Raw genomic sequence first — 24,783 nt, forward strand, 5'->3', positions numbered from 1 at the left:
GGCCCTCCCCTCGCACGCGTATGCATGTGCGTGGCGCATCATGGGGACACCGACGGCTTAGAAGCCTGGGGCGGCTGAAGAACCAGGTTAAGGAGGAGTTTCTGATATGGCTTGCCAATCTTCTCTCCGAGCTCGAACTTGGAGATCCTGCCTTGTGAACAGCCGAGATAGTCGGCCATCTGAACCTGTGACCAGCCGCGCTTCTTTCTCACTCCTTTAAGGAATGTCCCATCAATCGGGGGCAAATCGCTCACTTGGAGCCTCCTGACTTGTTATGCGGTCAGGCAATTATGCATTAAGTATATTTCTAATTCAATCTTCGAAAATGCATTACGCGTATTTTTCTGTGCTATACGAATTTTATGAGCACGAACACCCCACACGAACGACTGGAAAAGGCTCGCAGATATGCGGGTTATTATTCAGCAATCTCCGCTGCGGAAGCATTGGGGATGGCATATCCCACCTACGCGGCACACGAGAACGGCCAACGAAAGTTTGACCGGCATGCGGAACGCTATGCGCGCTTCTTTAAGGTCTCGATCGACTGGCTGCTTGCTGGCCGCGGCCCCGGACCAGGAGAGACGGAAGCCAAGTCGACATCTGCTCCACCCGTCGCGAAGGAGCCTAGCGCAACGCTGGACAAGCTAGAACCATCGAATGCTAAAGTGGGAGAAAAGCTGGTTGGCTATGGTCAGACCATTCCTGTGTATGGGCAGGCGGTCGGCGGAATAGACGGTGAATTCATCATGAACGGCAACATATTGTTCGAAGTTCTTGCTCCTCCGGTCCTATCCCACGTCTCTGGTGCATACGGCGCTCAGGTATCAGGCGAGAGCATGTCGCCACGATATGAGGATGGCGAAATTTGCTTCGTAGACCCGACGCGCCGGGTGCGTAAAGGCGACTATGTGATTGCCCAGATCCAAACGGAAGAGCATGGCCAGCCTTGGGCTTACGTCAAAAAATTCGTGCGTCACAATGCCGTCGAGCTTGTACTTGAACAGTTCAACCCGCCGAAGGAGCTACGCTTTCCAGCGGACTCTGTGGTCAGTGTCCATTTTATCGCCTTGGCGGGCGCCGCTTGATTTCTACATTTCGAATAATTATCAAAATGGCAGCTTGACGTAAAATATTCATTGCGCATAATTAGCTCCAACAACGGAGCTGAACATGATGTTGAACATCAATCCTGTACTGCATGCGATCGAGTCGCACCGCGCCTCAGTCATCGCGGACGAAGCAACATTCGACGATGCCGGCCAGTCATTCGACCAGGTCGAAAGCGATCGCACACAATCTGCCGAGATCGAAGCATTCCGAAACTTCGTGAGGCTTCCATGCCTTACGGCAAAAGACGTGCAGAGCAAGATTGCATATCTGCTCAATGGGACCGTCGGTGACCGCGACACCCTGCTCACTTGCCTTGATATGCCGGAGTATGGCGGAAAGGACTACGCGCTGGCGGAGCCTTTCCTTCGGTCTCTCCTGGTCGAGGGGGAGAAGTGATGACCCAGCTCGTCTATCAGGGACAAATTATCGACCTCAAAGCCGACCGCATGTCTCTCACCAGCATGTGGAAGGCCGCAGGCGAGCCTGAAAACAAGCGCCCTGCCGAATGGGCTAGGAAAGAAGGCTCCGCCTTTATCGAAGCGGTGTCTGTTTCCCTTAATATGGCCCACAGCCACATTATGAAGACGCAGCGCGGCAAGGGTGGCGCCACTTGGGCTCACTGGCAGATCGCGTTTGCTTACGCGAAGTACTTGTCCACCGAGTTCCACATGTGGTGCAACACCCAGGTTCGCGCCGTGATGGAAGGACGAGCTGCAGGTACGGCCAGCGGCTTATCGGAATACGATCGCCAGATCATCGGCAGCATTGTCAAGAACTGCACTGGCGTCATGGTCCGTGAAGCCTTGGCACCTATGGTGGCCGAACTCGCGGAAGCCAAGCACGAGCTGGAAGAGCTTCGCAGCCGGATTGAATCGCCGTCGACCTGTTCGGCCGGGGAACTTTGGGCCGAAGAAAAGTGGCCCTCAATTAGAGGCGGCACCGTCTGGCTGGGCAATCGACTGATCGAAATGGGATGCTCACCGGACTACGGCAGCAGATCAAAGCTCGGTGGGCGCTGGCGCCGTCTTTTTGATGCGGGGAAAGCCCGCGCAGCTATCCGTAACGGCCTCGGGTTTCGTGTCGAGCGCTACATCGCCGAAAGCATCGGCCAGAAAAAATTCAAGCTGTGAAAGAGACCGACATGACCAAATCAAAATTTCTAGCGACGGCTGAAATCAACGGCAAGCCGGTTTCGTTTTTCACACCGCCGCACGACGAACCGGATTTCCTTTGGGTTGACATAGAAGAGCTGGCTGGAGCCTTTTTGCCCGAAGCTGACGCTAAGCGCATGGTGCAGCACGCGCAGAATTTATTCCCTGGACAGCGTAGCGTTGCCACGGCAACGAACGGGGATCGGATCGCGACTATAGCATGCCACTCAATGGCACAGGGGTTTTGCGGATTCATCGATCATCTGAACGGCCATAACGTCGAAGAGGATGGTGCCATGCATGGGCCGGCGCACATAGCATACTGCTTTGCCAGCGCGGACATGGAAATCGAACATCGGCCAAAGTCGTTCGAGGAGATATTTGCGGCGTTCAAAAACAATGGCGGCCCCTTCATGCGCGGCCTGCGTGAGTGAGGGCGTGATGCGTCAGTTTTTCAATCCATCACTAGCCGACGGCGTTTTTCCCGCGATAGAAGGCTGTAAGCTTCGCCAATTGCTCGACGCGCCTTTCTTGAGGCTCGCGCTTCGTGTCAATGAAGTTGGCTTCGATGCGCTCGACGCTGTCACCGAAAGCTTCTCTGATCGCCTTCAGGTGGGTAAGCGCCTCGTCCCAGCTCTGCGGCACGCCTTCACCGTCCAAGAGAATGTAAGCGGTGTTCTCGTCCGTGAACTGGCGGGTAGCCCACTCTTCCCAGCCTTGAGCAATGCGAGCACTATCAGATCCCTGCCTTTCGTAGGCTTCTTGAAAGCGCTTAAGGGTCCGGTTGGATTCCATAAGAGCTTGATTTTGGGTCTTCAGATCCGCGATTTCCTTCATCAGCTTTATGAGTTCTTCGTCGACGCCGTCAAAGCTGTATTTAAGACGCTCGACTATCTCACCGTTCATGGAACGATTGTTCCTGCCAGATGCATTCGTCAGCCTATCGCGCAGCGCCACTGGCAAACGCAAGGTTATCCGAGTTTCAGCATCAACCATTATCGACCCCTGTAAGAATTCACAGGCTCGATAGCACTATTTTGGTGCTATGTCTTGACACTAAAATGGTGCGACACTAATGTGGTGTCATTAACCTTAACGAGGACGAAATGTCGAGGGTTACAACTTCACTGCGGCTTCCAATCGACCTCAAGCTTTTCGTCGATCAGGAAGCTGAGAAAAACGGAAGTTCGCAGAATAGCGAAATCATTCGGGCAGTCCGCGAGCGGATGGATCGATTGACGAAGGAAACGCCGGCATCGGCCGGAGAATAGCAGCAGGCGGGGCGAGTGTTTGGCGACCTTCCCCGCCGCTGCGTAGTCATCAACAGAACAGAAGGAACTGCCTGATGAGCGATCACCGGGATAGCACAACTGCGCCTAAAAGCATAGGCGAACTAAGCGCGAACGTTGTTTCGCAGCTCGAATTGATCCGAGGCTTTCGCAACCTGGAACACCAGATCTGCTGCCTCACCCACATGAGCAACATTCTTGGCGATCTGCTTGATCATGCGATGGTTGATCGGACGGGTGATCGCAAGCCGGACGATGCCTTCCACATTCTCCTTAGCGCCGATGAAGTCGACCAGCTGGCATTCGCGTGGAATGACGTCAGCTATCGTGCCAGACTTCTCGAAAACGCATTCTTTGCTATTGGGAAGGACATGTGATGATCCTCTCTGACAAGCTTAACGACGCCATCGCCCGATACCTTTGCGCTGAGCAGCAGGTGAACGATCTGCCTTTCTCTATCGAAGGGACACCTGAAGAAGGCGAGTTCCATGCTTCAATCGCGGCGATCGAGGATGGTGAGCATGTTGCCACGACCGCGGCTAGCGCATTGGCGGCCCTTCGCCTCCTACAGAAAGAGGCGCGCGCCTTTGCCGGCAGCAAAATGTCTGAGGCGCTGATCGAAGGAGCGATGGCATATTTCGAGCAGATTGAAGTTCGAAGCTCCGGCGCCCTTAACCGTTCGTTGGAGATGATCGAACGGTTCCCGCCGCTGGCCGAGGTACGCGGCACCGGACACCTCGCCCTGTTCGATGCGTTGAATGGCTGCATCGATCTCGTAGGGGGCATCATGGAGCGCCCTCAATGCGGTAATAATTACCGTCTGAATTCAGCCGGCAAGTATCTAGAGGCGATCCAAACATTCCTCATGCACGAGCTGCAACGGGCGATGTTGTCAGCGGAACAAGGCGCCGAGGACGAAGGCGACGGGAAGTATTTCCGGCTTCGCGCTGTTCTGCAGTTCAAAGCATCTCTGGCTGAGCTATCCACCGAACAGCTTCAGGAGGTTATTGCCTGGATCGATGAGCGCGATGAAGGGAGAAAGGAAGCATGAGCGACCTTTGGAGAATTCCAGCGCTGAATATTTCCGTCGATCAGGGCAAGTTTGAGCCTTCCGACCTCTTCTATGCGTTGAATGACCTTCATCATCTCACAATGATGGCAAGGAAGTTCATGGAAGATATGAACTATCCTGAGGGCGAGGCTGGCGCAAATATGCACATGCTCTCCGGTGTTCTGAAAATCATATCCGATGACGTCTGCATGATCCGTGAAGGGGCATCGGTGTTCGACGGTAGCTGGAAAATGGGCCTTGCGGAGGATCCGCGATGAGCAAGACATCCACCATTCACCCGATGCTTCAAACGCAAGTCGCAAACGCAAGCATCAGAGCCGTGCAGATTGCCGCCGTGGCGAAACATTTAGCCGACTTGATGCGAGAAGTTCACGGCGGCCGGTGGAGAACGGTAATCAGTCACGACACCGGCTTCGTGCTGATAAATCAGGACCTATCCGACCCTGTGGATAAGTCGAATAGTGGGGAGAACTGATCGTGTCAGCCCCTGCTCTCATCCGAAAAGAAGACATGCGCCGGGCCGCGGAAGTCGCCAAAGAAACAGGCTGCCGTATCGAGATACGCATCGGTGACGCAGTGTTTGTCGTCGATCCGACCGCGCCGGCCGCGAAGGAAAGCCCAATTGACTATTCGCGACCCAGCCTGTGAAGAATCAGGGATGCCCAGAAAGCTCCCTCTTCACGTTCACAAGCAACTGACCCGCCATAAAAAGTGGGTCTTTTATTTTCGCATCGGGAAGGGAAAGCGCACTCGCCTGCCGAACCCGGCCGATCCGCTTTTCAAAGCTGCTTACATGGCAGCGCTGACCGGAAACCCGATCGAGGCCCCGAAGGTTTACGAGGGAACGCTGGGCTGGCTCTGGGACCGATACACCAGCGAGAGCGCCAAGTGGGCCGGTTACAGCCCGGCAACACAGAAGCAGCAGCGCCTGATCATGGCAAAGGTGCTCGAGAAGAACTCTCGCCACGCGCTCAACGCTTTCACGAATGATGTCATCCAAGAGGGTGTGGACAAGCGTCACGAGACGCCAGCGCTCGCCGGCAACTTCCTGAAGGTCATGAGGGGAATGTTCGGCTGGGCGCGGCGGATGCGTATTGTGCCGGTCGACCCGACGATCGACATCGTTCTGCCGACATACCGGACTGACGGCCACCCGCCTTGGACGGTAGACGACGTGCGCGCTTTTCGCACTAGGCATGCCGTAGGCACCGCCGAGCGGCTGGCGATGGAATTGATGCTGCTGGCCGGTCTCCGCCGTGCCGACGTCTCCGTGGTCGGAAGGCAGCACATTCAGGGGCGCTTGCTGTCGATCGATACCGACAAGACCGGTGCCAGGGTGACGATCGAGCTTCCCGACGATCTTCTCGACTTGATCAACGCGACCCCGCGGAAAGGCCTTCACCTCGTAGAGACGAGCCACGGCAAGCCGTTTACCCGCGCCGGTTTCGGCAACTGGTTCAGGGATAGATGCGATGAGGCTGGCGTGAAGAAGTCGTCCCACGGCCTCCGCAAGCTGTCGGCCACACTAGCGGCAGAAGGCGGCGCTGGCAGTCACCAGCTCATGGCTCAGTATGGCTGGACGAAGATCTCGACCGCCGAAATCTACACCAAGGGCGTGGACCGTAAGAAGCTCGGGATCGAGACAAGCCGCATCGTCGCGGACCAGATCGGGAACATAGAAATCCCTCACCCTAATTCAGGTGAGGGAATTAAAACGAAAAACACAGCAAAAACAAAGGCAAAATGATTAATTCGCCTCCCTGTCACGCCCACCATCCTTCCCCTTCGGGGGATGAAGAAGCCCCATCAGGGGCTTTTTTCTTTTCAAGATCAAGCTAGTAGGTCACCGTCACGGCAACTGTGTCGGAATAGGTTCCAGGCGATGGCGTCACTTGGGCCGGCACCCGCCCATAGACCGAGAGGTTTTGCGCGATGCCGGTTCCGGTTCCGCCCACCGTCGCCCCGACGGCACTTCCCCAGGCCGTCGTGCGGCCGACATTCTGGTAGAGGCCATAGGTGATGTACTCGCTGCCATTGGTCATCCGCCTCGCTGTCGGCGCGTGGTTTCCCACGCCGCCATCCAGCCCCACCGAATAGGCCAGTCCGAACGTGCAGTTCACCGACAGTTGAGACGTCGCATCGGTGACGGTGCCCAGAACCCCACGACTGCCGAAATTGAGGTTCTGCGCCGAGACCGTGCAACTGCGCAGCACGAAGGCACTCGCCGTGAAGGTCGGATTGACCGGATTGCCGGTGACTGCGGAGCAGGCGGGCGGCGTGACCAGATAGGATGCCACATTGAACCGCGCCTGTGCGCCGGAAAAAGCCGAGGTATAAGTGCCTCCGAGCGTGGTCTGCTGACTGCCGAGGATCTTGGCATAGATCGTCTTGTTGATCGCTACACTGGTCAGCGGCAGCAAGGTGATATCGAGCGTGCCCGCCGTGCCGAGGGTTGTGTTGTCCGTATGCCCCCAGGGCACGGTCCGCGCGGCATCTTGATAAAGCTGGTATCGGAGTTGATTGGAGCCGTTGATCATCAGCCTGTTCCCGCCGGACGACCCGCCGCTGCCAGCATTGATGTTGAAACAGATACGAGCGCCGAGACTGATCGACGACGTGTTCGTGCAGGTGCCCTGGATCGTCGCAGAGCCGTTGATCTCGGCACCGGAGAGCAGATTGACATTGCCGAACGCGACATCCGAGACCGTATAGGTGCAGGATTGCCCCATGGCCGGAAAAGCGGCAGCGATGGCGATGAAGATCGCGGTGAGCAAAGCCTTCATTGGATCCTCTTGCAGATGACTTCCGGCAAGGTCGCGACCGCGCCTTCCTGCTTCGGAATGTCGATTTCGGCCGTGCATGTCCCCTCGGTCGGCTGCTGCACCGAGAGTTTCAGATGCCCGCTCTGGCCGGTAATATAGGCCTGCCCGTCATAGCCGATGACGAATGTCTGGTCGGTGCCCTCGAGCGAGATCACCGATCCGGTTTCGACGAACACGTCGTCCTCGGTGCGAAGCGTCGCCAGTGCCGCGGCGACATCGGATGCAACGTCGAAACGCACCACCACGCCGCCGCCCCGCTGCGGCATGACCTCCTCGCGCGTGCTGTTGATCGCCGAGTTGATCGGCAGGTTGGACGGGTCGATGGACAGATTGTTGGCTTCATAGGAGCGCAGGTCCGGCACCAGCAGCCGACCGCGCGCATTGGTCCTGCCGGCCGGACGGTTCTCGAACTGGACATCCACATCGGGGGCACCGGCATCGACAATGGCAAAGGCATCGTCGATCCGGTCCGTGACGAAGACGTCTCCGCCCGCCACGACCAGCGACCCTTCGATCTGGCCGCGCGCCTGCACGGTCCTGTCGGTCTGTTCGACATAGCCCTCGACGCGCCCGCTCGCGCCCTGGCGGGCAATGCTTGCGGCCCGCGATGTCCGCGCCCCCTCGACATCGCTGGCCCGCAGATCCCACTCCGCGCCGCCGCGTTCGATCTTCTTCGCCACGCTGGAAGAAACAGAAATTCCCTCGTCGTCGCGGGTCATGCCGGTCGAAACGGTGAGGTCGTTGCCGAAACTCCAGGTCAGTCCCGCAAACAGCCCGATCGCGTCGCTATGGTCGAGATCGGCATAGGCGGTGACGAACATGTTGCCGTTCTCGCCGATCGACCGATTGGCCGTCACCCCGACAATACGCGACCGCTCGTCGTCGGCCGAGACGACATGCGTCATGCTGAAATTCAGCGTCGTCTCATCGAATTTCAACGGCACCGAAAGATTGAGCTGGTCGAGTGCCTTGGGCGGGCCGTTGCGCGATGCGGGAATGCCATGCGCACGATCCGCCGTCACTGACGCAGCATCGTTATAGTCGCCGAACGTCCGCTGGCTGCTCGCCCGCCAGTGGACATCCCAGAATTCGCCTTCGACGCTGACCGAAGCGAGATAGCCCTGTTCGGCCCCGAACCGGCTTGCCGCGACGGCCGCCGTGCCGAGACCGAACGAACCCAGCTCCACTGCAGCGCCGAACCCGCCATTGACATAGTCCATCCCGCCTTCCAGATGCCCCTCGAGCGTCAGCCGGTCGGTCACCCCGTAGCGGCCGGTCACAAGTCCGATCAGCCGCTCATCGTAGGAAAAGGACGAAGTGCCGTAATTCTGGCGGGCAAAGCCGAGCTCAGCCGAATAGTCGAAGAAGCCGGTGGAGAGCAGGTCGGCCGAGACATAGAGCGGCGTCTCGGTCACCGTCTCGCGGCCGAGCGCATCGCGCACGACGAGGCGTGCCGTCGCATTGCCGGTGATCGCCGGGATGTTGCTCAGCGTAAACGGCCCGGCCGGCAGGTCGTAGGAAGAGCGGCGCGCATCGTCGACATAGAGATCGACAGTCGAAGGCACGGCAGCGGTTCCGGAAAGCTCCGGCAGCGGCATGGTGATGATGTCGGGTCGCAGGTCGAAATTGCGCTGGATCTGCACCCCGCCGAGCCTGACCGGCCGGGTCCATCCAAGCGCGCCGGAAATCAGATCGCCTGCTTTGTAGGTCAACATCCGATCGGTATCGGAATAGCTCCAGGATGTATCGAGCCGGACGGTCGAATAGCGGTCGTTGGCGGACAGCGCGACGATCTGCGATGAGCCGAATACGCCGAGTGGCCCGAACAGGCGCGCATCGAAGGAAGCCGATACGCCCTGCAGATCCCAGAGGCTGGAGAGGCCCTCGCCTCCCGTGGAACCGAAGAATGTATAGTTGAGAAGCGCGCCGGGACTCGACGTCGGCTTGAGCCGGGGTTTTTCCTCCCCGCCATCCGGCGCCGCGCCATCGCCATTCACCTGGGCCGCAACGGAAATCCGCCTTGTCGCAAGCGACTTCGGCTCTGCCGTGAACGTCACCGTCTGCATGGCTTCGTCGAGAAGGAAGGAAACGCCCGGCAGTCTGCCGATATCGATGCGCCCCTCACCATTTCTCGCCTCCCTGGCGGCGTGGATGCCGCAATTTTCCAACTGCTCGGCCTCGATCGTCAGCCGGCCGTCCGGCTCCTTCCTGAAAGCCGCGATAAAGCCGCTCGGATTGCCGTTGACGATCACTTCGAGCTGCAGATCGAGCGCCATGCCGGCCGGCTGCGCTGCTGGATCTGCCGATGCTGCCCGGCCGAACGAAGGGGCTGCGCCGAAGGCCAGCATGGCCGCAAGCGCAAACACCAGGCGCCTGTCAGCCTCCCTGGGGTTTCGCCCTTGCATCGAAACTGCCCGCCTCGCTCTCGCCGTGAATGGTGATCGCGCCGCCCTGGCGTCCGCGTGCCGGCACGATCCATTGCGCCGTCGAGCCGCCCAGCACATAGCCGACCAGTCCGTCGCGCTCGCCGACGGTGCTGCCGCCGCTCTTCAATTCCAGATTTGCGACCTTGAAACGCTTGGCGCCGCGATTGCGCGCCGTCACCTGATAGCCGCCAGCCACCGGCTGGACGCTCCAGTCGACGACGGCACCGGCAGCACTCGGATCGGCGAAGAACACCGGGATCGAATGGCGCACCACCATGATCACGGTGATCGCCTGCCGCATCGAAGGCGGCAGCTCGTCGACGACGACCCGGTAGCTCTCCTCGCCCTTGACCGGCGTCTTCGAGGTCCGGACGATCCGCACCATGTTTTCGCCGCCGGGCTTCAGCTGCGCGATCGGCGGACTGACCGCGACGCCATTGGCCGGCTCCAGCACGTCCTTGCCGTCCTTCTGGCTCCATTTGAAGATCCGGACCTGCACATTGATCGGCTTCATCGCATCGTTGAATACCGAAAGCTGCGTGGTCGCCGCCGGCGCCGGCAGGTCGACGATGACCGGCGAGACCCGAAGTGACGCAGATTCTGCAAAAGACGCAAAGCCGAAAGCGGCCGCCAGTGTGATGGCGGTAAACGAGGAACGCATATTGCCTCCTGTCGGTTGTCAGTAATTGAGCGTGGCGGTGACCGTGTCGGTATAGGGACCCGCCGCCGGCGTGGTCTGCGGCGGCACGCGGCCATAGACCGTATAGGGCTGGGCAGCACCGTTGCCCGTGCCGCTGACCGTGTTGGTGCCGATCGTATTGCCCCAATAGGTGTTGCGTGCGACATCGCTATAGAGCGAATAGCCGATCGTCGCACCGCCTGCGCCGCTCATCAGGCGGGTGGCGATCGTCCCACCCGTGGTGGAACCAGCATTCAGGCCGATCGTATAGCCGGTTCCATTGGTGCACTGGACGGTGATAGTGCTCGTCGCATCACGATTGGCGGCAATCACACCGCTTGAGCCGAAATCCATGTTGGTGGCGGAATTGATCTGGCAGGACGAAGTGATCGTCATGGTCACGTTGAACGTTGTCGTCGCGGTCTGGGCAAGCGCCGGACCGGCGGCGGCGAAGAAGGATATGGCAATGCCGGCCGCAATGATATTTCGCATCGGTACCTCACTCTTCAGCCCTGCCCGCTTCAAGCAAGCCATTATTTATTTAGTTATTTCTAAATTAGGATTAACGACGTATGGTTAACGAAACGTTTCAGTCGGATGGCTAGGTCTGTTCAACCCGCATGCCCTGACGATCGCAGATGGTCACCGTCAAGAGGTCGGCGCCCGAAAACACAACGGCCCGGTCTGCATCGCAGCCGGGCCGTCTCGTCATCTCGACAGATCGTATGTCTCAGAATTCTTCCCAGCTGTCGGCTGCGCCTGCAGGCGACGCACCTCCGCCGAAGGCCTGGGCAAGCTTGCCGACCATGCCCCGCGCCGGTGAAGCCTTGGGCGACGAATGGTCATCAACCGGCCTTACCGAATTCACCCGGCGGAGGCTGGCTGCCACCGACTTCGCGTGAGCGGAAAGCGGCGGCGATGCGACCTCGAACGCCTGCCGTACGCCATATGCGCTGTCGCCATCCTGGCTCTCGCCGAGCTGGAACTGCGACACGAGCTCCCGCAGCCGGCCGGCCTCCATCGCAAGTGTGGCGCCGGCCGCATTGGCCTCTTCCACCATCGCAGCATTCTGCTGCGTCACCTGGTCCATCTGGTTGACGGCATTGTTGACCTCTGACAGTCCAACCGACTGTTCGCGGGCAGAGGTGGCGATCGCATCCATGTGCTGGTTGATGGTGACGACATAGGCCTCGATCGTCTTCAGGGCATCGCCCGTGGCACTGACCAGCTTCACGCCGCTGTCGACTTCCGCCGAGGACTTGCGGATCAGTTCCTTGATCTCCTTGGCAGCCGTCGCCGAGCGCTGCGCAAGTTCACGCACTTCCTGCGCCACCACGGCAAAGCCCTTGCCGGCCTCGCCGGCCCGCGCCGCCTCGACGCCGGCATTGAGCGCCAGGAGATTGGTCTGGAAGGCGATATCGTCGATCACCCCGATAATGCTGGAGATCTGGCTTGATGACTGCTCGATCCGGCTCATCGCCGTCACCGCCTCGGCAACGACGGTCTCGGACGTCCTGGCACTCTCGTTCGCCTTGATCGCGACGCTGCGCGCCTCCTCGGCCCGCTTCGACGAATTTGTCACATTGGCGGTGATCTCGTCCAGTGCTGCCGCCGTTTCCTCCAGCGACGCGGCCTGCTGCTCGGTTCGCTTGGACAGGTCGTCGGCACTGTGGCTCACCTCGCGGGCACCGCTGTCGATCGCCCCTGTGGCGGTCGAGACTGCGGCAAGCGTGTCGCGTAACTGCCTTGCAGTCTGGTTGAAATCGCTCCGCAGCCCCTCGAAATCTGCCGCAAAGGAGGTTTCGAGCTGATAGGCAAGGTCGCCAGATGACAGATGCTTCAGCCCCTCCGCCAGGCCTCGGGTGGCCTCGCCCATCGCGCGGGCACGCGCACTCTCCTGCTCGGCGACCCGACGGCGTTCCGCCTCGCTCTCGTCACGCTGGCCGACGGCCTCCGCCTCCAGCGCCCGCGCCCGCAATCCGTTCTGCTTGAACACGGACACCGCACGCGCCATGCCGCCGATCTCGTCCCTACGATCCTCGCCGACCACATCCGCCGTCAGTTCGCCGCCCGAAAGCTTGCCCATCGTCAGGCCAAGTGCCTGGATGGGACGCACCAGCCACGCACGGATCGCAACGAAGCTGACCATCGCCATCATGACGAGCGCGGCAAGCACGCCGCCGATCGTCGTCCAATAGATCCGGTGGGCATCGGCAGACAGCGTTGCGGCGCTGGCGCTGGTCGCCTTGGTCAGCTCGTCCACCTTGTCGCTGATTGCCTTCGACATGATCTGGAACTGCGGCTGGCACTCGCGGAAATACACGTCCATCGCGCCCTTGATGTCGAGATAGGTCAACGCCTTGGTACCGAGCGCGACCGAATTGGCGCAGGACTGGTCCAGCACAGTCATCGCCTTGGTCTTGAGATCTGCGATCGCCGGATCGCCCGGCATCGCCGCCGACACCCGGTCGATATAGGTGAGGAACTGCTGCCGCGAGGCGGCAAGTTCGTCCATCGCCTTCTTGTCCTGCTCCTTGGCGGTCGTCAGCAGCACGTCGCCAATGGCGCCGCGGATCGTCTGGAACGTCTGGCTGGCGCGCGACAGCGAGGTCGCAGCGTCACCCTCCGTCGTCACCAGACGCGAATAGTCCCCGTCGACCCTGAGGATCTGGCTGCCGGCATAATAGGCCAGCACCAGCGTGACCAGGCCGAAGGATGCGAGAAGTACAAAGAACTTGCCGGTAATGGATATGTTTTTCATCGCGGACCCGAACAGAAAGCGAAAAGGCAAAGTGGCTTTGACGCATCGTTGATCGATGGTCGCAGTTCTGCGACGACGTTCCCCCCACTCCCCGGAACGAGAGGAAGTGTAGCCGCACATCTTTTACCATGGGTTAAAACGAAAAGATTCTTGCAACCTTGTCGCGATGAACACCCGCCAAAACCTGAAGAAGCGCAAAAATACAAAGTCTTGCACTGTTTTGACTTACGCTTTGGTCACTTGTTGCCGCTAGTCTTCTGTTGACCAACGGATCAGACCGAGAGGTTAGATGGCACAGTACAAGTATTCCGATCGCCTCGTTGAGGCCAAGTCATGGGCTTTCGATCAGGACTGGAAGCCCGGCCAGCCGGTCACCAATGCAGGCATTTATCGCTGCCGCACCTGTGGTGACGAGATTGTCGCCGACAAGGGCAGCGTCCTGCCGAAGAGCCACCACGAACATTCCCTTCTCGGACCTGTCGTCTGGCAGCTTCTCGTCTTCGCCCAGAAACACCCCGGGCGCTGATACTCGCGAACGCGCCATGCCAGACATGAAAAAGCCGCCTCGGAAGAGCGGCTTTGTCGTTTTTGACCCTGTCGAGGCCTACATGATCGCGCTGCCGGCCATCAATGCCATGACTAGGAAGACCAGGAAGATCACCAGGAACAGGAAGAACAGAATCTTGGCAATACCGGCCGTTGCCGCCGACACGCCGGAAAATCCGAGAAAACCCGAAATCAGGGAAATGACGAGGAAGATAAGAGCCCATTTCAACATGGATGTTGGTCCTTCGTGTTTGATGGCCGGATAACGCCCATCAATGTTCCCGGGTTCCATTGTCAGCCTGCTGTTTTATAAAAAACGGCATGGCAACAGACCGTTAGCGAAATACGTGAGCGGTTCCCGCAACCGAGAGGGCAACATCCTGTCCCTCCGCAAAGGCGGCCCGGCTCGGCACTTCCACCGCAAAGGCAATATTCTCGTCTGCATGTAGCACTACCTGCAGCTCGCATGTCGATCCGCGGAAGCGGACATCCCTGATCCGCACCATGATCGCGCCGTCTCTAGCACCCGGCTCGGCAAGCGTGATCTGTTCCGGCCGCAGCATGATCGTCCGCGCACCACCGGCCCCATCGACCGCCCCATGGCCTGCCCCATCGCTTGCATCGGCCGGCAGCAGCCCGAGCGCACACTCCGCCTGCCCGCCGATCAGCCGCGCCGGCAGGATGATCGCCTCGCCGAGAAAACGCGCCGTCTGCGGATCGGCGGGGCGTGAATAGACCTCCCGCGGGCTCCCGACCTGTGCCAGACGGCCTCCGCGCATCACCGCCACCTGATCGGCAAAGGCAAGTGCCTCCGCCTGGTCATGGGTAACGAGCAGTGTCGCAATCCCCTCCGCCTTCAACACGTCGCCCACAGCCTTGCGCGTTGCAGCCCTGAGTCCCGTATCGAGCGCCGAGAACGGTTCGTCGAGCAGCATCAGCCGCGGCTTGCGGGCAAGCGCCCGCGCCAGCGCCACGCGCTGCTGCTGGCCACCGGAAAGCTCGTCGGGCCGGCGCGCCAGCATCGAGCGGTCGAGCCCGACCATCTCCATCAACTCTGCCGCACGACGCTCTTTGACCGGCATCTCGTCTGTCATGCCGAAGACGATATTGCCGGCAACCGTCAGATGCGGGAACAGGCAGCCGTCCTGCGCCACGATGCCGATATTGCGCTTGTGCGCCGGTACCGCCGCCGCCCCCTCCACCATCGTCTCTCCGCCGATGACGATGGCGCCCGCATCCGCCGCCTCGAAACCCGCAACGAGCCGCAAAAGCGTGGTCTTGCCACAGCCGGACGGCCCGACCACGACCATGCGGCTGCCCCGGTCGACAGAGAGGTCGATCCCGTCAAGCGCCGTCACCGGCCCGAAAGTCTTGCGCAATCCGCGAATGTCTACAAAGCTCATCGGCCGGCGATCTTCTTCGATTGGTGATGGAGCAGCGCCGTCATCGGCAGTGAAAACAGGATCATCAGCAGCGCATAGGGTGCGGCTCCGGCATAATCGATCTCGCTCGTCAACGCCCAGAAGGCCATGGCGAGTGTGCGCGTGCCGTTCGGCGCCAGCATCTGCGTGGCGGTCAATTCGTTCATGATCCCGAGCGAGGACAGGGCAACCGCCACCGCGCCCCCCGGCGCGGCAAGCCTGACGGTCGTCGACCAGAGCGCCCGGATCGGCGAACGGCCGAGGCTCGCCGCCGCCTCTTCCAGCTCGGCCGGCACCTGCGCGATACTGGCCCGCAGGCTGATCAGCGCCCGCGGCATGAACATGATCACATAGGCAAGCACGATCGTCGCCACCGTCTGGTAAAGCGGCAGCGTCACTCTGACGGTGACCGTCACCAGCGCCAGCGCCACGACGACGCCCGGCATCGAGCTCGCCAGATAATAACAGCCCTCGATCAGCCTGCTTCGCGGCCCCGGCCGGCGCACCGAAAGCCATGCAATGGGAAGTGCGGCCGCAGTCGTCGCAATTCCGCCTGCAAGGCAGATGGCGAGCGTCTGGCCAAGAGCAAGCCCGATCTCGTCGAGCTTCCATATGCCGGCACCCCCGGCAATCAGCCAGCGCGACAGCGTCAGCGCCGGAATGCCGAGCGAAAACGCGACGGCGGCAAGCGGCAGAAGAAGGCAGACATGTCGCCAGCGTCCGAGCGACACGCGCCGCGGCCGGCGTGCGACGCCCGAGCCGATCCGCGCATAGCGGCGACGTCCCCTGAAACCCGCGTCGAATGCCAGAAACACAAGGCAGCAAACGACCAGCACCAGCGCCAGCATATTGGCCGCAACGCCATTATAGGTCGACTGGAACTGATCGACGATGGCGGTGGTGAACGTGTCGAAGCGGATCATCGCATAAAGCCCGTATTCCGACAGGAGATGCAGGCCGATCAGCAACCCGCCGCCAAGGATGGACAATCTCAGCTGCGGCAGCACCACGCGCGAAAACACCGCGCCATCGGAAAGGCCGAGCGATGCCGCCTGATCCTCGAGTGCCGGATCGAGAAGCCTGAGCGAGGCCGCGATTGGCAGATAGAGAAACGGAAAATAGGCGGTGACCGAAATCGCCACCCCCGCCGGCAGGCCGTGAAAGCCGGGCCACAGGCCGATCCAGGCATAGGAATGCACGAAGGCGGGGATGGCGAGCGGCGCGACGCATAGCACCGACCACAGCCGCGCCAGCGGCAGGTCGCTGCGCTCCGTCAGCCATGCGAGCGCACTCGCCAGCACCGTCGTCACCGGCACGGTGATGATGACCAGCAGCAGCGTGTTGACCATCAACTCGCCCACTCGGGGGCGGAAGATCATCTGCCAAGCCGTCTCCCGGCCGGTCACCGCCGCAGCCCAGAAGACGAAGCCAAGCGGTACCAATGCCAGCAATGCGATGACGATCGCCACGGCAAACGTGCCGCGCGTTCCCGATCGCAATCGGAGACGCGGCATGGAAAGAGGCTTGCTGTCAGCGATGGACGTCATGAAACACTCGAAAATGACGAGACACCGCAGGTAAGCCCTGCGATGTCCTGGCGCAACCGGAATTATTCGTCCGCCTGCGCGGCAACTTTAGAGAATGCCCGCCGCGGTCAGCATGTCGGTCACCTTGGCATTGTTGAGCTCGGTCGGCTCGACCTTCGGAGCATCGAGATCGGCAAGCGGCACCAGCGCCTTGTTGGAAGCCTCGCCCTTGCCGACGGCATATTCGAACGAGGTTCCGTCCCGCAGGACCTTCTGGCCGCCCTTGCCGGCAACCCATTTCAGGAATGCCTGCGCCTGCGGCTTGTGCTTGGAAGAGGCAAGGATGCCGCCGCCGGAGATCGACACGAAGGCACCCGGATCCTGGTTCTTGAAATAATGCAGCGCGACGTTCTTGCTGTTCTCGCCGGTCTTCGCCTGATCGCCGAAATAATAGTAGTGATAGATCACCGCGCCCTCGAATTGGCCGGCATTGACGGCCTTCATCGCCGTCGAGTTGCCGCGGATGGCGGTGAAGTTTTCCTTCATGCCCTTCAGCCAGGCGGCCGTCTGTTCCTCGCCCTTCAGCTGCAACAGCGCGCCGACGATCGCCTGGAAATCGGCACCCGACGGCGAGGCAGCCCAGCGGCCCTTCCATTCCGGCTTGGCGAGATCCATGAGCGATTTCGGCAGCTTGTCCTCGGTGAGCTTGGTCTTGTCATAGGCAAACACGGTGGAACGTGCGGCAATACCGATCCAGTGGCCGTTGGCCGGGCGGAACTGCTCCGGCACCTCGTCGAGCGTTGCCTTGTCGACCGGTTCGAACAGGCCCTTGCCGTCGACCAGCGCCATGGCCGGCGAGTTTTCGGTCAGAAACAGGTCGGCTGGGGAGTTGGCCCCCTCCTGAACGATCTGGTTGGCAAATTCCATGTCGCCGCCATTGCGCACCGTCACGACGATACCGGTCTCCTCGGTAAAGGCATCGACCCATTCCTTGGTCAGCCCCTCGTGTTGGGCGTTGTAGATGGTAAGGCTGTCGGCCACCTGGGCGGAAGCCGGCGTGGAAACCGCAAGGATGGAAAAGGCCAGAGCAGACAGGGCCGGCGCAACGCCGGCCAGGAGAGAAGAAGTTTTCAAGATCGCCTCCATGGAAAATTCACGGCGACCTCATAGCGAAACAAGACAAGAACAGTCAAGTTTATTCTCAACAAAAACAACTTAAAGAATTGGAATTAAACATTAAAAAACAACATGTTAAAACGTCCATCGAAACATTTCGATAGACTTAAAAAATCTCCGGTTGATTACGGGGGTAAATAACCTTCAGTGAGCTGGATCCGTCGCGATGCGTCCTCGTTTGCACCTTTGCCGGACGCTGACTGCACGTTGATCCTGACAGACAGCTGAAAGCCGGGCGGTCACCACATGCCGCGGCATTCCGCTCTCCACAGCCTGCTATGCCTGTTCCCGAACGAATCAGCTATTGCTTAGATGAACACATCGGGAACAAGCTTGCGGATCTGAATGTCGGTCGCCTATCTGGAAAAACTCAATGAGGCCCAGCGCCGGGCCGTGGAACATGGATCGGATGTGCCGAATGGCGGCCCTGCCGGCCCCCTCCTCGTCATCGCCGGCGCCGGTTCCGGCAAGACCAATACGCTCGCCCATCGCGTCGCCCACCTGATCGTCTCCGGTGCCGATCCGCGCCGTATCCTGCTGATGACCTTTTCCCGCCGCGCCGCGACCGAAATGGGTCGCCGCGTCGAGCGCATCTGCAAACAGGTTCTGGGCGCCAATGCCGGCATCATGACCGATGCGCTCGCCTGGGCCGGCACATTCCACGGCATCGGCTCCAAGCTTTTGCGCCTCTACGCCTACCAGATCGGCCTCGACCCGGATTTCACCATCCACGACCGGGAGGATTCCGCCGACCTGATGAACCTCGTGCGCCACGAACTCGGCTTCTCCAAGATGGAAAGCCGTTTCCCGACCAAGGGCACCTGCCTTGCCATCTATTCCCGTGCGGTCAATTCCGAAACGCCGCTGGATGAAGTCCTGAAGAACTGGTTCCCCTGGTGCCAGGCCTGGGAAAAACAGCTGCGCGAGCTTTTCGCATCCTATGTCGAGGCCAAGCAGGCGCAGAACGTTCTCGATTACGACGATCTGCTTCTCTACTGGGCGCAGATGATGGACGAGCCGTCGATCGCCGAAGATGTCGGCGCCCGCTTCGACCATGTCATGGTCGACGAATACCAGGATACCAACCGGCTGCAGTCATCCATCCTGATGGGCATGAAACCGGGCGGACGCGGCCTCACCGTCGTCGGCGACGACGCCCAGTCGATCTATTCCTTCCGTGCCGCGACGATCCGCAACATTCTCGATTTCCCGAAGACATTCGATCCGCCGGCCAATATCGTCACGCTCGACCGCAACTATCGCTCGACCAGCACCATCCTTGCGGCCGCCAACGGTGTGATCGAGCTCGCCCGCGAGCGCTTCACCAAGAACCTCTGGACCGACCGGCAGTCTGAAGAGCGCCCGCGCCTCGTCACCGTCAAGGATGAGGCGGAACAGGCCAACTATATCGTCGAGAAGGTGCTGGAAAACCGCGAGACTGGCATGACTTTGAAACAGCAGGCCGTGCTGTTTCGCGCCTCGCACCATTCCGGCCCGCTGGAAGTGGAACTGACCCGCCGCAACATTCCCTTCGTCAAGTTCGGCGGCCTGAAATTCCTCGACAGCGCCCATGTCAAGGACATGCTGGCGGCGCTGCGTTTTGCCCAGAACCCGCGCGACCGCGTCGCCGGCTTCCGGCTGATGCAGCTGATCCCCGGCATCGGCCCGCAGACCGCCGGCAAGATCCTGGAGGCGATCGCCACCGATCCGGAACCGCTTGCAGCCCTGCAGGAAATCCCGGCTCCGCCGCGTTCCGGTTCCGACTGGGGCGCCTTTGTCGAGATGCTCGCCGCGATCCGCCAGAGCGAAGGCTGGCCGGCTGACATCGGCACGGCCAGAGAATGGTACGAGCCGCATCTCGAACGCGTCCACGAGGATGCCGAGACCCGCAAGTCGGATCTGTTGCAGCTCGAGCAGATCGCCTCCGGCTATGCCTCGCGCGAACGTTTCCTCACCGAACTGACGCTCGACCCGCCGGACGCGACGAGCGATCAGGCCGGCGTGCCTTTGCTCGACGAGGATTACATGATCCTCTCGACCATCCATTCGGCCAAGGGCCAGGAATGGCGCTCGGTCTTCCTGCTGAACTGCGTCGATGGTTGCATACCGTCCGATCTCGGTGTCGGCTCGACCGCGGAGATCGAGGAGGAGCGTCGCCTGCTTTACGTGGCGATGACGCGCGCCAAGGATCATCTCCACGTCATCACCCCGCAGCGCTTTTTCGTCCACGGACAGCATTCACAAGGGGACAGGCATGTCTATGCCGCCCGCACCCGCTTCATTCCGGCAACGCTTCTGCAGTTCTTCGAGACCTCAGCTTGGCCGGTGGTTGCACCGATGTCCGATGCCGAACGCCAGCACCGCCAGCAGGTGAGGATCGACGTCACCGCCAGGATGCGCGGCATGTGGCGTTAGCACATGTCCCTCGAAAGGGGTCACCGGTTTCGGGAGGCACGCGCCAGAATAAAAGTGCCTAGGCGTTCCTCGCCCCGCGATAGGACGCCACGGTCAGCCACAGCGCGGACAAGAGGAAATAGAAGGCGCCGAAGCCGACATAGGGCGCGATATCGAGGATCGTCGGCATCTTGTCGCCGAAGGCACGGCTGATCATGAACACGCCGGCCAGCGTCGACTGCGCACCGCTGAGGATCATCACCCATTGGGCACCGGCAGTCCGCCAGCGACGCACACCGGTATAAAGCTGCAGCAGTCCCGACAGGATCGCCCAGACGCCGAAGACGGTGAGTACGGCATAACTGCTTTGCATCACCGCAATGAACACCACCGCCGTCATCACCGTGCTGGCGACGACGTTCAGCATCTGCGACCTGTTGGCCGCAAGCCCGCCATTGGCACGCGCATCGATGTAATTCGCAAGCGCATCCCATGCCGGATAGATCACCAGCAGGAACGACACGATCGCCATCTGCCCGGCACTCAGGACTGCAACGACAATCCAGGCAATCGAGAAGACGGCACGCAGGAAATAATAGGACCGCAGCCAGTTCGACTGGACGGTGGGTTGAACGGACATGACAGGCTCCTTGTTTGACATTTATCTACCTACTGATAGGTAGAATCAAAAAATGAGTCAATTGCCCTCCCCTCACACTCCCGTGAGTGGCATTCCCTAAAGCAGGCAACCCCGTCGTGTCGTCACGGTGACACACGCCCAGCATGTGGCGATGGGACCTTTTCCATCCACTCCCGAAACACTATAGGGCTGGTTTCGTGCCTCCACGGCACGGGGAGACCGAGGAAGCCTGGGGAGGCTTGGGGAGGATTGAATGGAAAAGGCACAATCGACGGCGAAAGCCGCCGCATGGATGATGGCGTCGATCGCCCTCCTGTTGCTCATGGCTGTTTCCGGCCGGGCCATCACCCTTGAAATCAACGTCTTTCAGGTAATGGAGATGCGCTCCGTCATCGCCTTCTTCATGCCTCTGCCATTCGTTTTCCGCGAGGGCGGCTTTCGCGCCATGCGCACCGCGCATCTTATGAGCCATATCGGCCGCAACCTGGCGCATTACACCGGCCAGTTTGCCTGGCTGATGGCACTGACCATGATCCCGTTGGCACAGGTCATCGCCATCGAGTTCACCGCGCCGATCTGGGCAGCCCTGATGGCCGCGGCTTTCCTTGGAGAACGCCTCACATGGCGCAAATGCGTGGCGATCAGCTTCGGCCTCGCCGGCGTGCTGCTGATCCTCAAGCCGGGCGTGGCGCCGCTCAATCCCGGCCACATGTTCGTGCTGGGTGCAGCCTTCCTCTTCGCCATTTCCTTCATCATGACCAAGCTTCTGACCCGCAGCGACAGTCCGACGACAATCATCTTCTGGATGCTGGTGATCCAGTCGGCGATCGGCCTGATCCCCGCCCTGCGGGTATGGACCTGGCCCTCGGCCGGACTCTGGCCCTGGATATTGGTGATCGCCTTCACCGGCACCTTCGCCCATTTCTGCATGGCGAAAGCACTGCAGCACGCCGATGCCACGGTCGCCATGCCTATGGATTACCTGCGCGTGCCGCTATCGGCCCTGATCGGTTACCTGCTTTACGCCGAGGGCGTCGATGGATGGATGGCAGTGGGTGCGGCGCTCATCCTCACCGGCAACCTGTTCAACCTCCGCCGCCCCAATGCCGGCAGGATACAGCAGACGCCGACGTGAGCTTAGGCTAACCAGAACCCTCCGCCTGTTTATTATCCGACATCTCTCACTCCTTCCGCGGATCGTCCCGCTTCTCCAGAAGCTCGATCTGGATCTGCTGCAATTCCGCCAGGCGCTCCCATTGCTTGGCCATCTGGTGGTCCATCTTTTCGTGCAATTGCCGGATCTCGAGTTCGGCGCGCAGGTTGATCATGTAGTCGTTCTCCGCCCGCAGCCGATCCTTCTCTTCCTGCCGCTTCTGGCTCATCATGATCACCGGCGCCTGAAGGGCCGCGAGGCATGACAGAACCAGATTGAGAAGGATGAACGGATAGGGATCGAAAGGCTGGGAGAAGAGGCCCACGACATTGACGCCCATCCAGATCACCAGAATGGCGATGAAGGACAGGATGAAGGTCCAGGACCCGCCGAAGGACGCCACCTTGTCGGCGACGATCTCGCCAAGGCTCGGCACTTTGTCTGTGGCGGCCTCGGAGCTTGCCTGCACCGTCAGCGTACCCTTTTCAAAACTGTCGAGTACCTTCTGGTCGAGGTCGGAAAGTTCTCCGCGCTCCTCCGCCAGAAGCCCCTCGACATAGCGCCGCCGGAACCGCGCCAGATCCTCGTCGCAGATCAGGCTGTCATGTACGCAGTCCTTCACCTCTTCGGCGATCATGTCATAGAGATGCGGCCGGAGGTTTCCCGCCTTGTGCAGCTTCGAAAACGGAAAGGTCCGTCCGCAGACGACGCATTGCCCCGTATTGGATTGACCGCTCTTGGGGAGGGAGGAATGATGGTTCATTGTCTTTCACCGTCCGTCGCGCCGCCATCTGGACCAGCGCCATCTGAATTACCCTCCCTGGTCGTTCCCGCAGCCTCCGTATTCCCGTTTGGATGAAGCGGCGCCACGTGGAAGACCTTGGGCTTGAACTTCGCGGCAAACTCTTCCGAGCGCCCGACATAGATCAGCGTCGTGCCGTCAAGACCAGCCAGGACAGCGATCAACTGTTCGCGCACTTCCGGCTCCAGCCCTTCCAGAATATCGTCCATGACCAGCCAACCGGGCTTGCGCAGCACGGCATTGGCCACCTGCAGCGAGGCCTCCTCCTCCTTGTCCAGCACCCGGTCCCAGCGCTCCTGCCGGTCCAGTCGCTCCACATACCGGTCGAGCCCGACATCGACGAGCGCCGCCTTTAGGGCCTCGTCGCTCACGCCGCTAATACCGGAGGGATAGGTCATCACCTCACGCAGCGTCGCAGTCGGCAGATAGCCTTCCTGCGGCATCATGATCATGCGGTCCGCCTGCGGCAACGCGATCTTTCCCTTGCCCCAGGGCCAGATACCCGAGAGCGCCTGGAAAAACAGGTGCCGGTCGGTGCCCGGATCGCCGTTGACCATCACGCGCTCGCCGGCTGTCACCGAAAAGCCGTTCTCCTTCAGCCTGATGCCGTGGCCATCCGCTCCCTTGTCGGGCTCGCCATAGACTTCCAGACCTTCCAGCGTGATGCCTTGATCGGCGCCACCATGCTCATAGGCGATGACCGAGCCTTCCTTGGCCGGCGTGTCGGTCATCAGAAGCGCGTTGCGAAAGAAGGAAACACGGGCAAGCGTTGCCCGCCAGTCGGCGATGACGCTGAAATTCTGCACATACCAGCGCAGCGCCGTATTCACCTGGTTGAAGGCGCCAACTGCCATCATTAGCCCGCCAAAGGTCAGTTCGCCGGAAAAATACATCGGCGAAGCGATGATGATCGGTGCCACCAGCGCCAGCCAGCCGAAACCGGATGACACCCAGGTGAGATTGGTGAGCGCCCAGGCGAGCTTGCGCAGCATGCCCAGCACGCCGCCGATCGCCTCTTGCACACGGGCAAGCTCGTTCGGCTCGCCGCGGGCAAGCGTGATCGGCTTCATGTTCTCATTGGCCCTGACAAGCGCCGAACGCATGTCCGCCTCGCGGGCATAGCGGTCGGCATTGAGCCGCGCCAGCCTGCTGCCGACGACATTGCTGAGCACCGAACCGGTCAGCGCATAGAGAATGGTCGCCCAAAGCATGTAGCCCGGAATGACGAGATGATGGCCGGCGATGTTGAAGCCGAAATCCGTCGAGATCGACCACAGAACACCGATGAAGCTGCCGAGCAGGATCGTCGAATTGACGAGGCCGATGGCCAGTGCGGTCGTGTTCTCCGCCAGGATACGGGTGTCTTCATGCAGCCGCTGGTCGGGATTGTTGGCGATCGATCCGGCACTCGCAAGCTTCAGCGCCCGCCCTGGCGTCAGCCACACATTGACGAGATCGCGCGCCAGCCCCTCACGCATCTTCAGCGCCGTGATCTGGTTCAGCCATGTCTGTATGACGTTGAGCAGCGTCAGGCAGAAGGCGATGACGCCGAACACCCCGAGCTGAGTGAGGAACCCGGCCATGTCGCGCCGCTCCAGCGCATCGTAAAACGGCCCGTTCCATTCGTTCAGCCGGTAGGTCGCGTAGGTCGTGGCGATGATGATGACGAGAAGTGCCACCGCCAAAACCACCAGCTGCCGCTTGACCGGCGAGGCCCAGAAGGCCGCCGTCATCATGCGAAGCTGACCGGAAAGCGAAAGCTCGTAGGGCTCCGTCGGTGCTGCGGATGGTTCTGACATCAGCGACTGGCTC

At 60.5% G+C, this 24,783-nt stretch carries 28 protein-coding genes; 14 read left to right on the forward strand and 14 right to left on the reverse strand.

Translation table 11 applies throughout. The annotated features are described in order from the left end of the window. Window positions 1-38 precede the first annotated feature (38 nt). Window positions 39-179, reverse strand: coding sequence for a hypothetical protein (locus NCHU2750_RS31300; protein ID WP_502703850.1), 141 nt, complete (start codon window positions 177-179; stop codon window positions 39-41). Window positions 180-362: 183 nt separating this feature from the next. Between NCHU2750_RS31300 and NCHU2750_RS14300 the strand changes: the two genes are divergently transcribed. From NCHU2750_RS14300 to NCHU2750_RS14315, 4 genes are all read left to right on the forward strand, one after another. Next, window positions 363-1,088 (forward strand): LexA family transcriptional regulator, encoded by a 726-nt coding sequence (locus NCHU2750_RS14300; protein ID WP_119941108.1) that lies wholly within the window; start codon window positions 363-365, stop codon window positions 1,086-1,088. An 85-nt stretch (window positions 1,089-1,173) separates the two neighbouring features. Further along, entirely contained in the window at window positions 1,174-1,509 is a 336-nt protein-coding gene (locus tag NCHU2750_RS14305) for a hypothetical protein (protein WP_119941109.1), read from the forward strand. Beyond that, entirely contained in the window at window positions 1,509-2,243 is a 735-nt protein-coding gene (locus NCHU2750_RS14310) for a KilA-N domain-containing protein (RefSeq protein WP_119941110.1), read from the forward strand. The genes NCHU2750_RS14305 and NCHU2750_RS14310 overlap by 1 nt, the downstream gene beginning before the upstream one ends. 11 nt (window positions 2,244-2,254) lie before the next feature. Next, window positions 2,255-2,698 (forward strand): hypothetical protein, encoded by a 444-nt coding sequence (locus NCHU2750_RS14315; protein WP_119941111.1) that lies wholly within the window; start codon window positions 2,255-2,257, stop codon window positions 2,696-2,698. Window positions 2,699-2,729: 31 nt separating this feature from the next. On the opposite strand, the gene NCHU2750_RS14320 is transcribed toward NCHU2750_RS14315, so the two are convergent. Then, complete coding sequence (locus NCHU2750_RS14320; RefSeq protein ID WP_119941112.1) at window positions 2,730-3,260, reverse strand: Arc family DNA-binding protein; 531 nt, start codon at window positions 3,258-3,260, stop codon at window positions 2,730-2,732. Between the two features lie 110 nt (window positions 3,261-3,370). On the opposite strand from NCHU2750_RS14320, the gene NCHU2750_RS14325 reads away from it, so the two are divergent. The 7 genes from NCHU2750_RS14325 (at window position 3,371) to NCHU2750_RS14350 (ending at window position 6,372) form a co-directional block, all read left to right on the forward strand. Next, on the forward strand, window positions 3,371-3,535 hold the full coding sequence (locus NCHU2750_RS14325) for an Arc family DNA-binding protein (protein WP_119941113.1): 165 nt from the start codon (window positions 3,371-3,373) through the stop codon (window positions 3,533-3,535). Window positions 3,536-3,609: 74 nt separating this feature from the next. Next, window positions 3,610-3,930 carry a hypothetical protein gene (locus NCHU2750_RS30550; protein WP_162939633.1) on the forward strand — a complete coding sequence of 107 codons (321 nt, stop codon included), beginning with the start codon at window positions 3,610-3,612 and terminating at the stop codon, window positions 3,928-3,930. Then, entirely contained in the window at window positions 3,930-4,604 is a 675-nt protein-coding gene (locus NCHU2750_RS14335) for a hypothetical protein (RefSeq protein ID WP_119941115.1), read from the forward strand. Before NCHU2750_RS30550 ends, NCHU2750_RS14335 begins: the two co-directional genes overlap by 1 nt. Next, the gene (locus tag NCHU2750_RS14340) at window positions 4,601-4,882 is read left to right on the forward strand and encodes a hypothetical protein (RefSeq protein WP_119941116.1); all 282 of its coding nucleotides are present in this window, start codon (window positions 4,601-4,603) and stop codon (window positions 4,880-4,882) included. The genes NCHU2750_RS14335 and NCHU2750_RS14340 overlap by 4 nt, the downstream gene beginning before the upstream one ends. After that, window positions 4,879-5,100: a hypothetical protein gene (locus NCHU2750_RS14345; RefSeq protein ID WP_119941117.1), complete on the forward strand. Its 222-nt coding sequence runs from the start codon at window positions 4,879-4,881 to the stop codon at window positions 5,098-5,100. The genes NCHU2750_RS14340 and NCHU2750_RS14345 overlap by 4 nt, the downstream gene beginning before the upstream one ends. A 2-nt stretch (window positions 5,101-5,102) precedes the next feature. Continuing rightward, window positions 5,103-5,273 carry a hypothetical protein gene (locus tag NCHU2750_RS30555; protein ID WP_162939634.1) on the forward strand — a complete coding sequence of 57 codons (171 nt, stop codon included), beginning with the start codon at window positions 5,103-5,105 and terminating at the stop codon, window positions 5,271-5,273. Next, complete coding sequence (locus NCHU2750_RS14350) at window positions 5,248-6,372, forward strand: tyrosine-type recombinase/integrase (protein ID WP_162939635.1); 1,125 nt, start codon at window positions 5,248-5,250, stop codon at window positions 6,370-6,372. Before NCHU2750_RS30555 ends, NCHU2750_RS14350 begins: the two co-directional genes overlap by 26 nt. A gap of 88 nt (window positions 6,373-6,460) precedes the next feature. Here the strand turns inward: NCHU2750_RS14350 and NCHU2750_RS14355 are convergent, their stop codons facing one another. From NCHU2750_RS14355 to NCHU2750_RS14375, 5 genes are all read right to left on the reverse strand, one after another. After that, window positions 6,461-7,408 (reverse strand): Csu type fimbrial protein, encoded by a 948-nt coding sequence (locus NCHU2750_RS14355; RefSeq protein ID WP_119941119.1) that lies wholly within the window; start codon window positions 7,406-7,408, stop codon window positions 6,461-6,463. After that, a complete protein-coding gene (locus tag NCHU2750_RS14360) occupies window positions 7,405-9,852 on the reverse strand; it encodes a fimbria/pilus outer membrane usher protein (RefSeq protein ID WP_119941120.1) in 2,448 nt (815 codons plus the stop codon). The genes NCHU2750_RS14355 and NCHU2750_RS14360 overlap by 4 nt, the downstream gene beginning before the upstream one ends. Continuing rightward, complete coding sequence (locus NCHU2750_RS14365; protein WP_119941121.1) at window positions 9,824-10,534, reverse strand: fimbrial biogenesis chaperone; 711 nt, start codon at window positions 10,532-10,534, stop codon at window positions 9,824-9,826. Before NCHU2750_RS14365 ends, NCHU2750_RS14360 begins: the two co-directional genes overlap by 29 nt. Window positions 10,535-10,552: 18 nt before the next feature. Next, window positions 10,553-11,044 (reverse strand): Csu type fimbrial protein, encoded by a 492-nt coding sequence (locus tag NCHU2750_RS14370; protein ID WP_119941122.1) that lies wholly within the window; start codon window positions 11,042-11,044, stop codon window positions 10,553-10,555. 238 nt (window positions 11,045-11,282) lie between these two features. After that, a complete protein-coding gene (locus NCHU2750_RS14375) occupies window positions 11,283-13,313 on the reverse strand; it encodes a methyl-accepting chemotaxis protein (protein ID WP_119943367.1) in 2,031 nt (676 codons plus the stop codon). A gap of 289 nt (window positions 13,314-13,602) precedes the next feature. Here NCHU2750_RS14375 and NCHU2750_RS14380 point away from each other — a divergent pair, with 289 nt between their 5' ends. Continuing rightward, window positions 13,603-13,839, forward strand: coding sequence for a hypothetical protein (locus NCHU2750_RS14380; RefSeq protein ID WP_119941123.1), 237 nt, complete (start codon window positions 13,603-13,605; stop codon window positions 13,837-13,839). 78 nt (window positions 13,840-13,917) lie between these two features. On the opposite strand, the gene NCHU2750_RS14385 is transcribed toward NCHU2750_RS14380, so the two are convergent. From NCHU2750_RS14385 to NCHU2750_RS14400, 4 genes are all read right to left on the reverse strand, one after another. Continuing rightward, window positions 13,918-14,091: a DUF1328 domain-containing protein gene (locus NCHU2750_RS14385; RefSeq protein WP_119943369.1), complete on the reverse strand. Its 174-nt coding sequence runs from the start codon at window positions 14,089-14,091 to the stop codon at window positions 13,918-13,920. A 103-nt stretch (window positions 14,092-14,194) separates the two neighbouring features. Then, entirely contained in the window at window positions 14,195-15,262 is a 1,068-nt protein-coding gene (locus NCHU2750_RS14390; protein WP_119941124.1) for an ABC transporter ATP-binding protein, read from the reverse strand. Further along, window positions 15,259-16,827 carry an ABC transporter permease gene (locus NCHU2750_RS14395; protein ID WP_119941125.1) on the reverse strand — a complete coding sequence of 523 codons (1,569 nt, stop codon included), beginning with the start codon at window positions 16,825-16,827 and terminating at the stop codon, window positions 15,259-15,261. Before NCHU2750_RS14395 ends, NCHU2750_RS14390 begins: the two co-directional genes overlap by 4 nt. A gap of 87 nt (window positions 16,828-16,914) precedes the next feature. Next, window positions 16,915-17,940, reverse strand: a complete 1,026-nt coding sequence (locus NCHU2750_RS14400) for an iron ABC transporter substrate-binding protein (RefSeq protein WP_502703793.1) — start codon at window positions 17,938-17,940, stop codon at window positions 16,915-16,917. Between the two features lie 387 nt (window positions 17,941-18,327). On the opposite strand from NCHU2750_RS14400, the gene NCHU2750_RS14405 reads away from it, so the two are divergent. Further along, complete coding sequence (locus NCHU2750_RS14405) at window positions 18,328-20,397, forward strand: ATP-dependent helicase (RefSeq protein ID WP_119941127.1); 2,070 nt, start codon at window positions 18,328-18,330, stop codon at window positions 20,395-20,397. A gap of 58 nt (window positions 20,398-20,455) precedes the next feature. On the opposite strand, the gene NCHU2750_RS14410 is transcribed toward NCHU2750_RS14405, so the two are convergent. Then, window positions 20,456-21,016 (reverse strand): DUF308 domain-containing protein, encoded by a 561-nt coding sequence (locus tag NCHU2750_RS14410; RefSeq protein WP_119941128.1) that lies wholly within the window; start codon window positions 21,014-21,016, stop codon window positions 20,456-20,458. 253 nt (window positions 21,017-21,269) lie between these two features. On the opposite strand from NCHU2750_RS14410, the gene NCHU2750_RS14415 reads away from it, so the two are divergent. Continuing rightward, on the forward strand, window positions 21,270-22,151 hold the full coding sequence (locus NCHU2750_RS14415) for a DMT family transporter (RefSeq protein ID WP_162939636.1): 882 nt from the start codon (window positions 21,270-21,272) through the stop codon (window positions 22,149-22,151). Between the two features lie 46 nt (window positions 22,152-22,197). On the opposite strand, the gene NCHU2750_RS14420 is transcribed toward NCHU2750_RS14415, so the two are convergent. Together NCHU2750_RS14420 and NCHU2750_RS14425 are read right to left on the reverse strand one after the other, a co-directional pair. Continuing rightward, window positions 22,198-22,932: a DUF1003 domain-containing protein gene (locus tag NCHU2750_RS14420; RefSeq protein ID WP_119941129.1), complete on the reverse strand. Its 735-nt coding sequence runs from the start codon at window positions 22,930-22,932 to the stop codon at window positions 22,198-22,200. Beyond that, complete coding sequence (locus NCHU2750_RS14425; RefSeq protein WP_119941130.1) at window positions 22,929-24,770, reverse strand: ABC transporter ATP-binding protein/permease; 1,842 nt, start codon at window positions 24,768-24,770, stop codon at window positions 22,929-22,931. Before NCHU2750_RS14425 ends, NCHU2750_RS14420 begins: the two co-directional genes overlap by 4 nt. Window positions 24,771-24,783 lie beyond the last annotated feature (13 nt).

The organism is Neorhizobium sp. NCHU2750, assembly GCF_003597675.1.
GTDB lineage: Bacteria > Pseudomonadota > Alphaproteobacteria > Rhizobiales > Rhizobiaceae > Neorhizobium.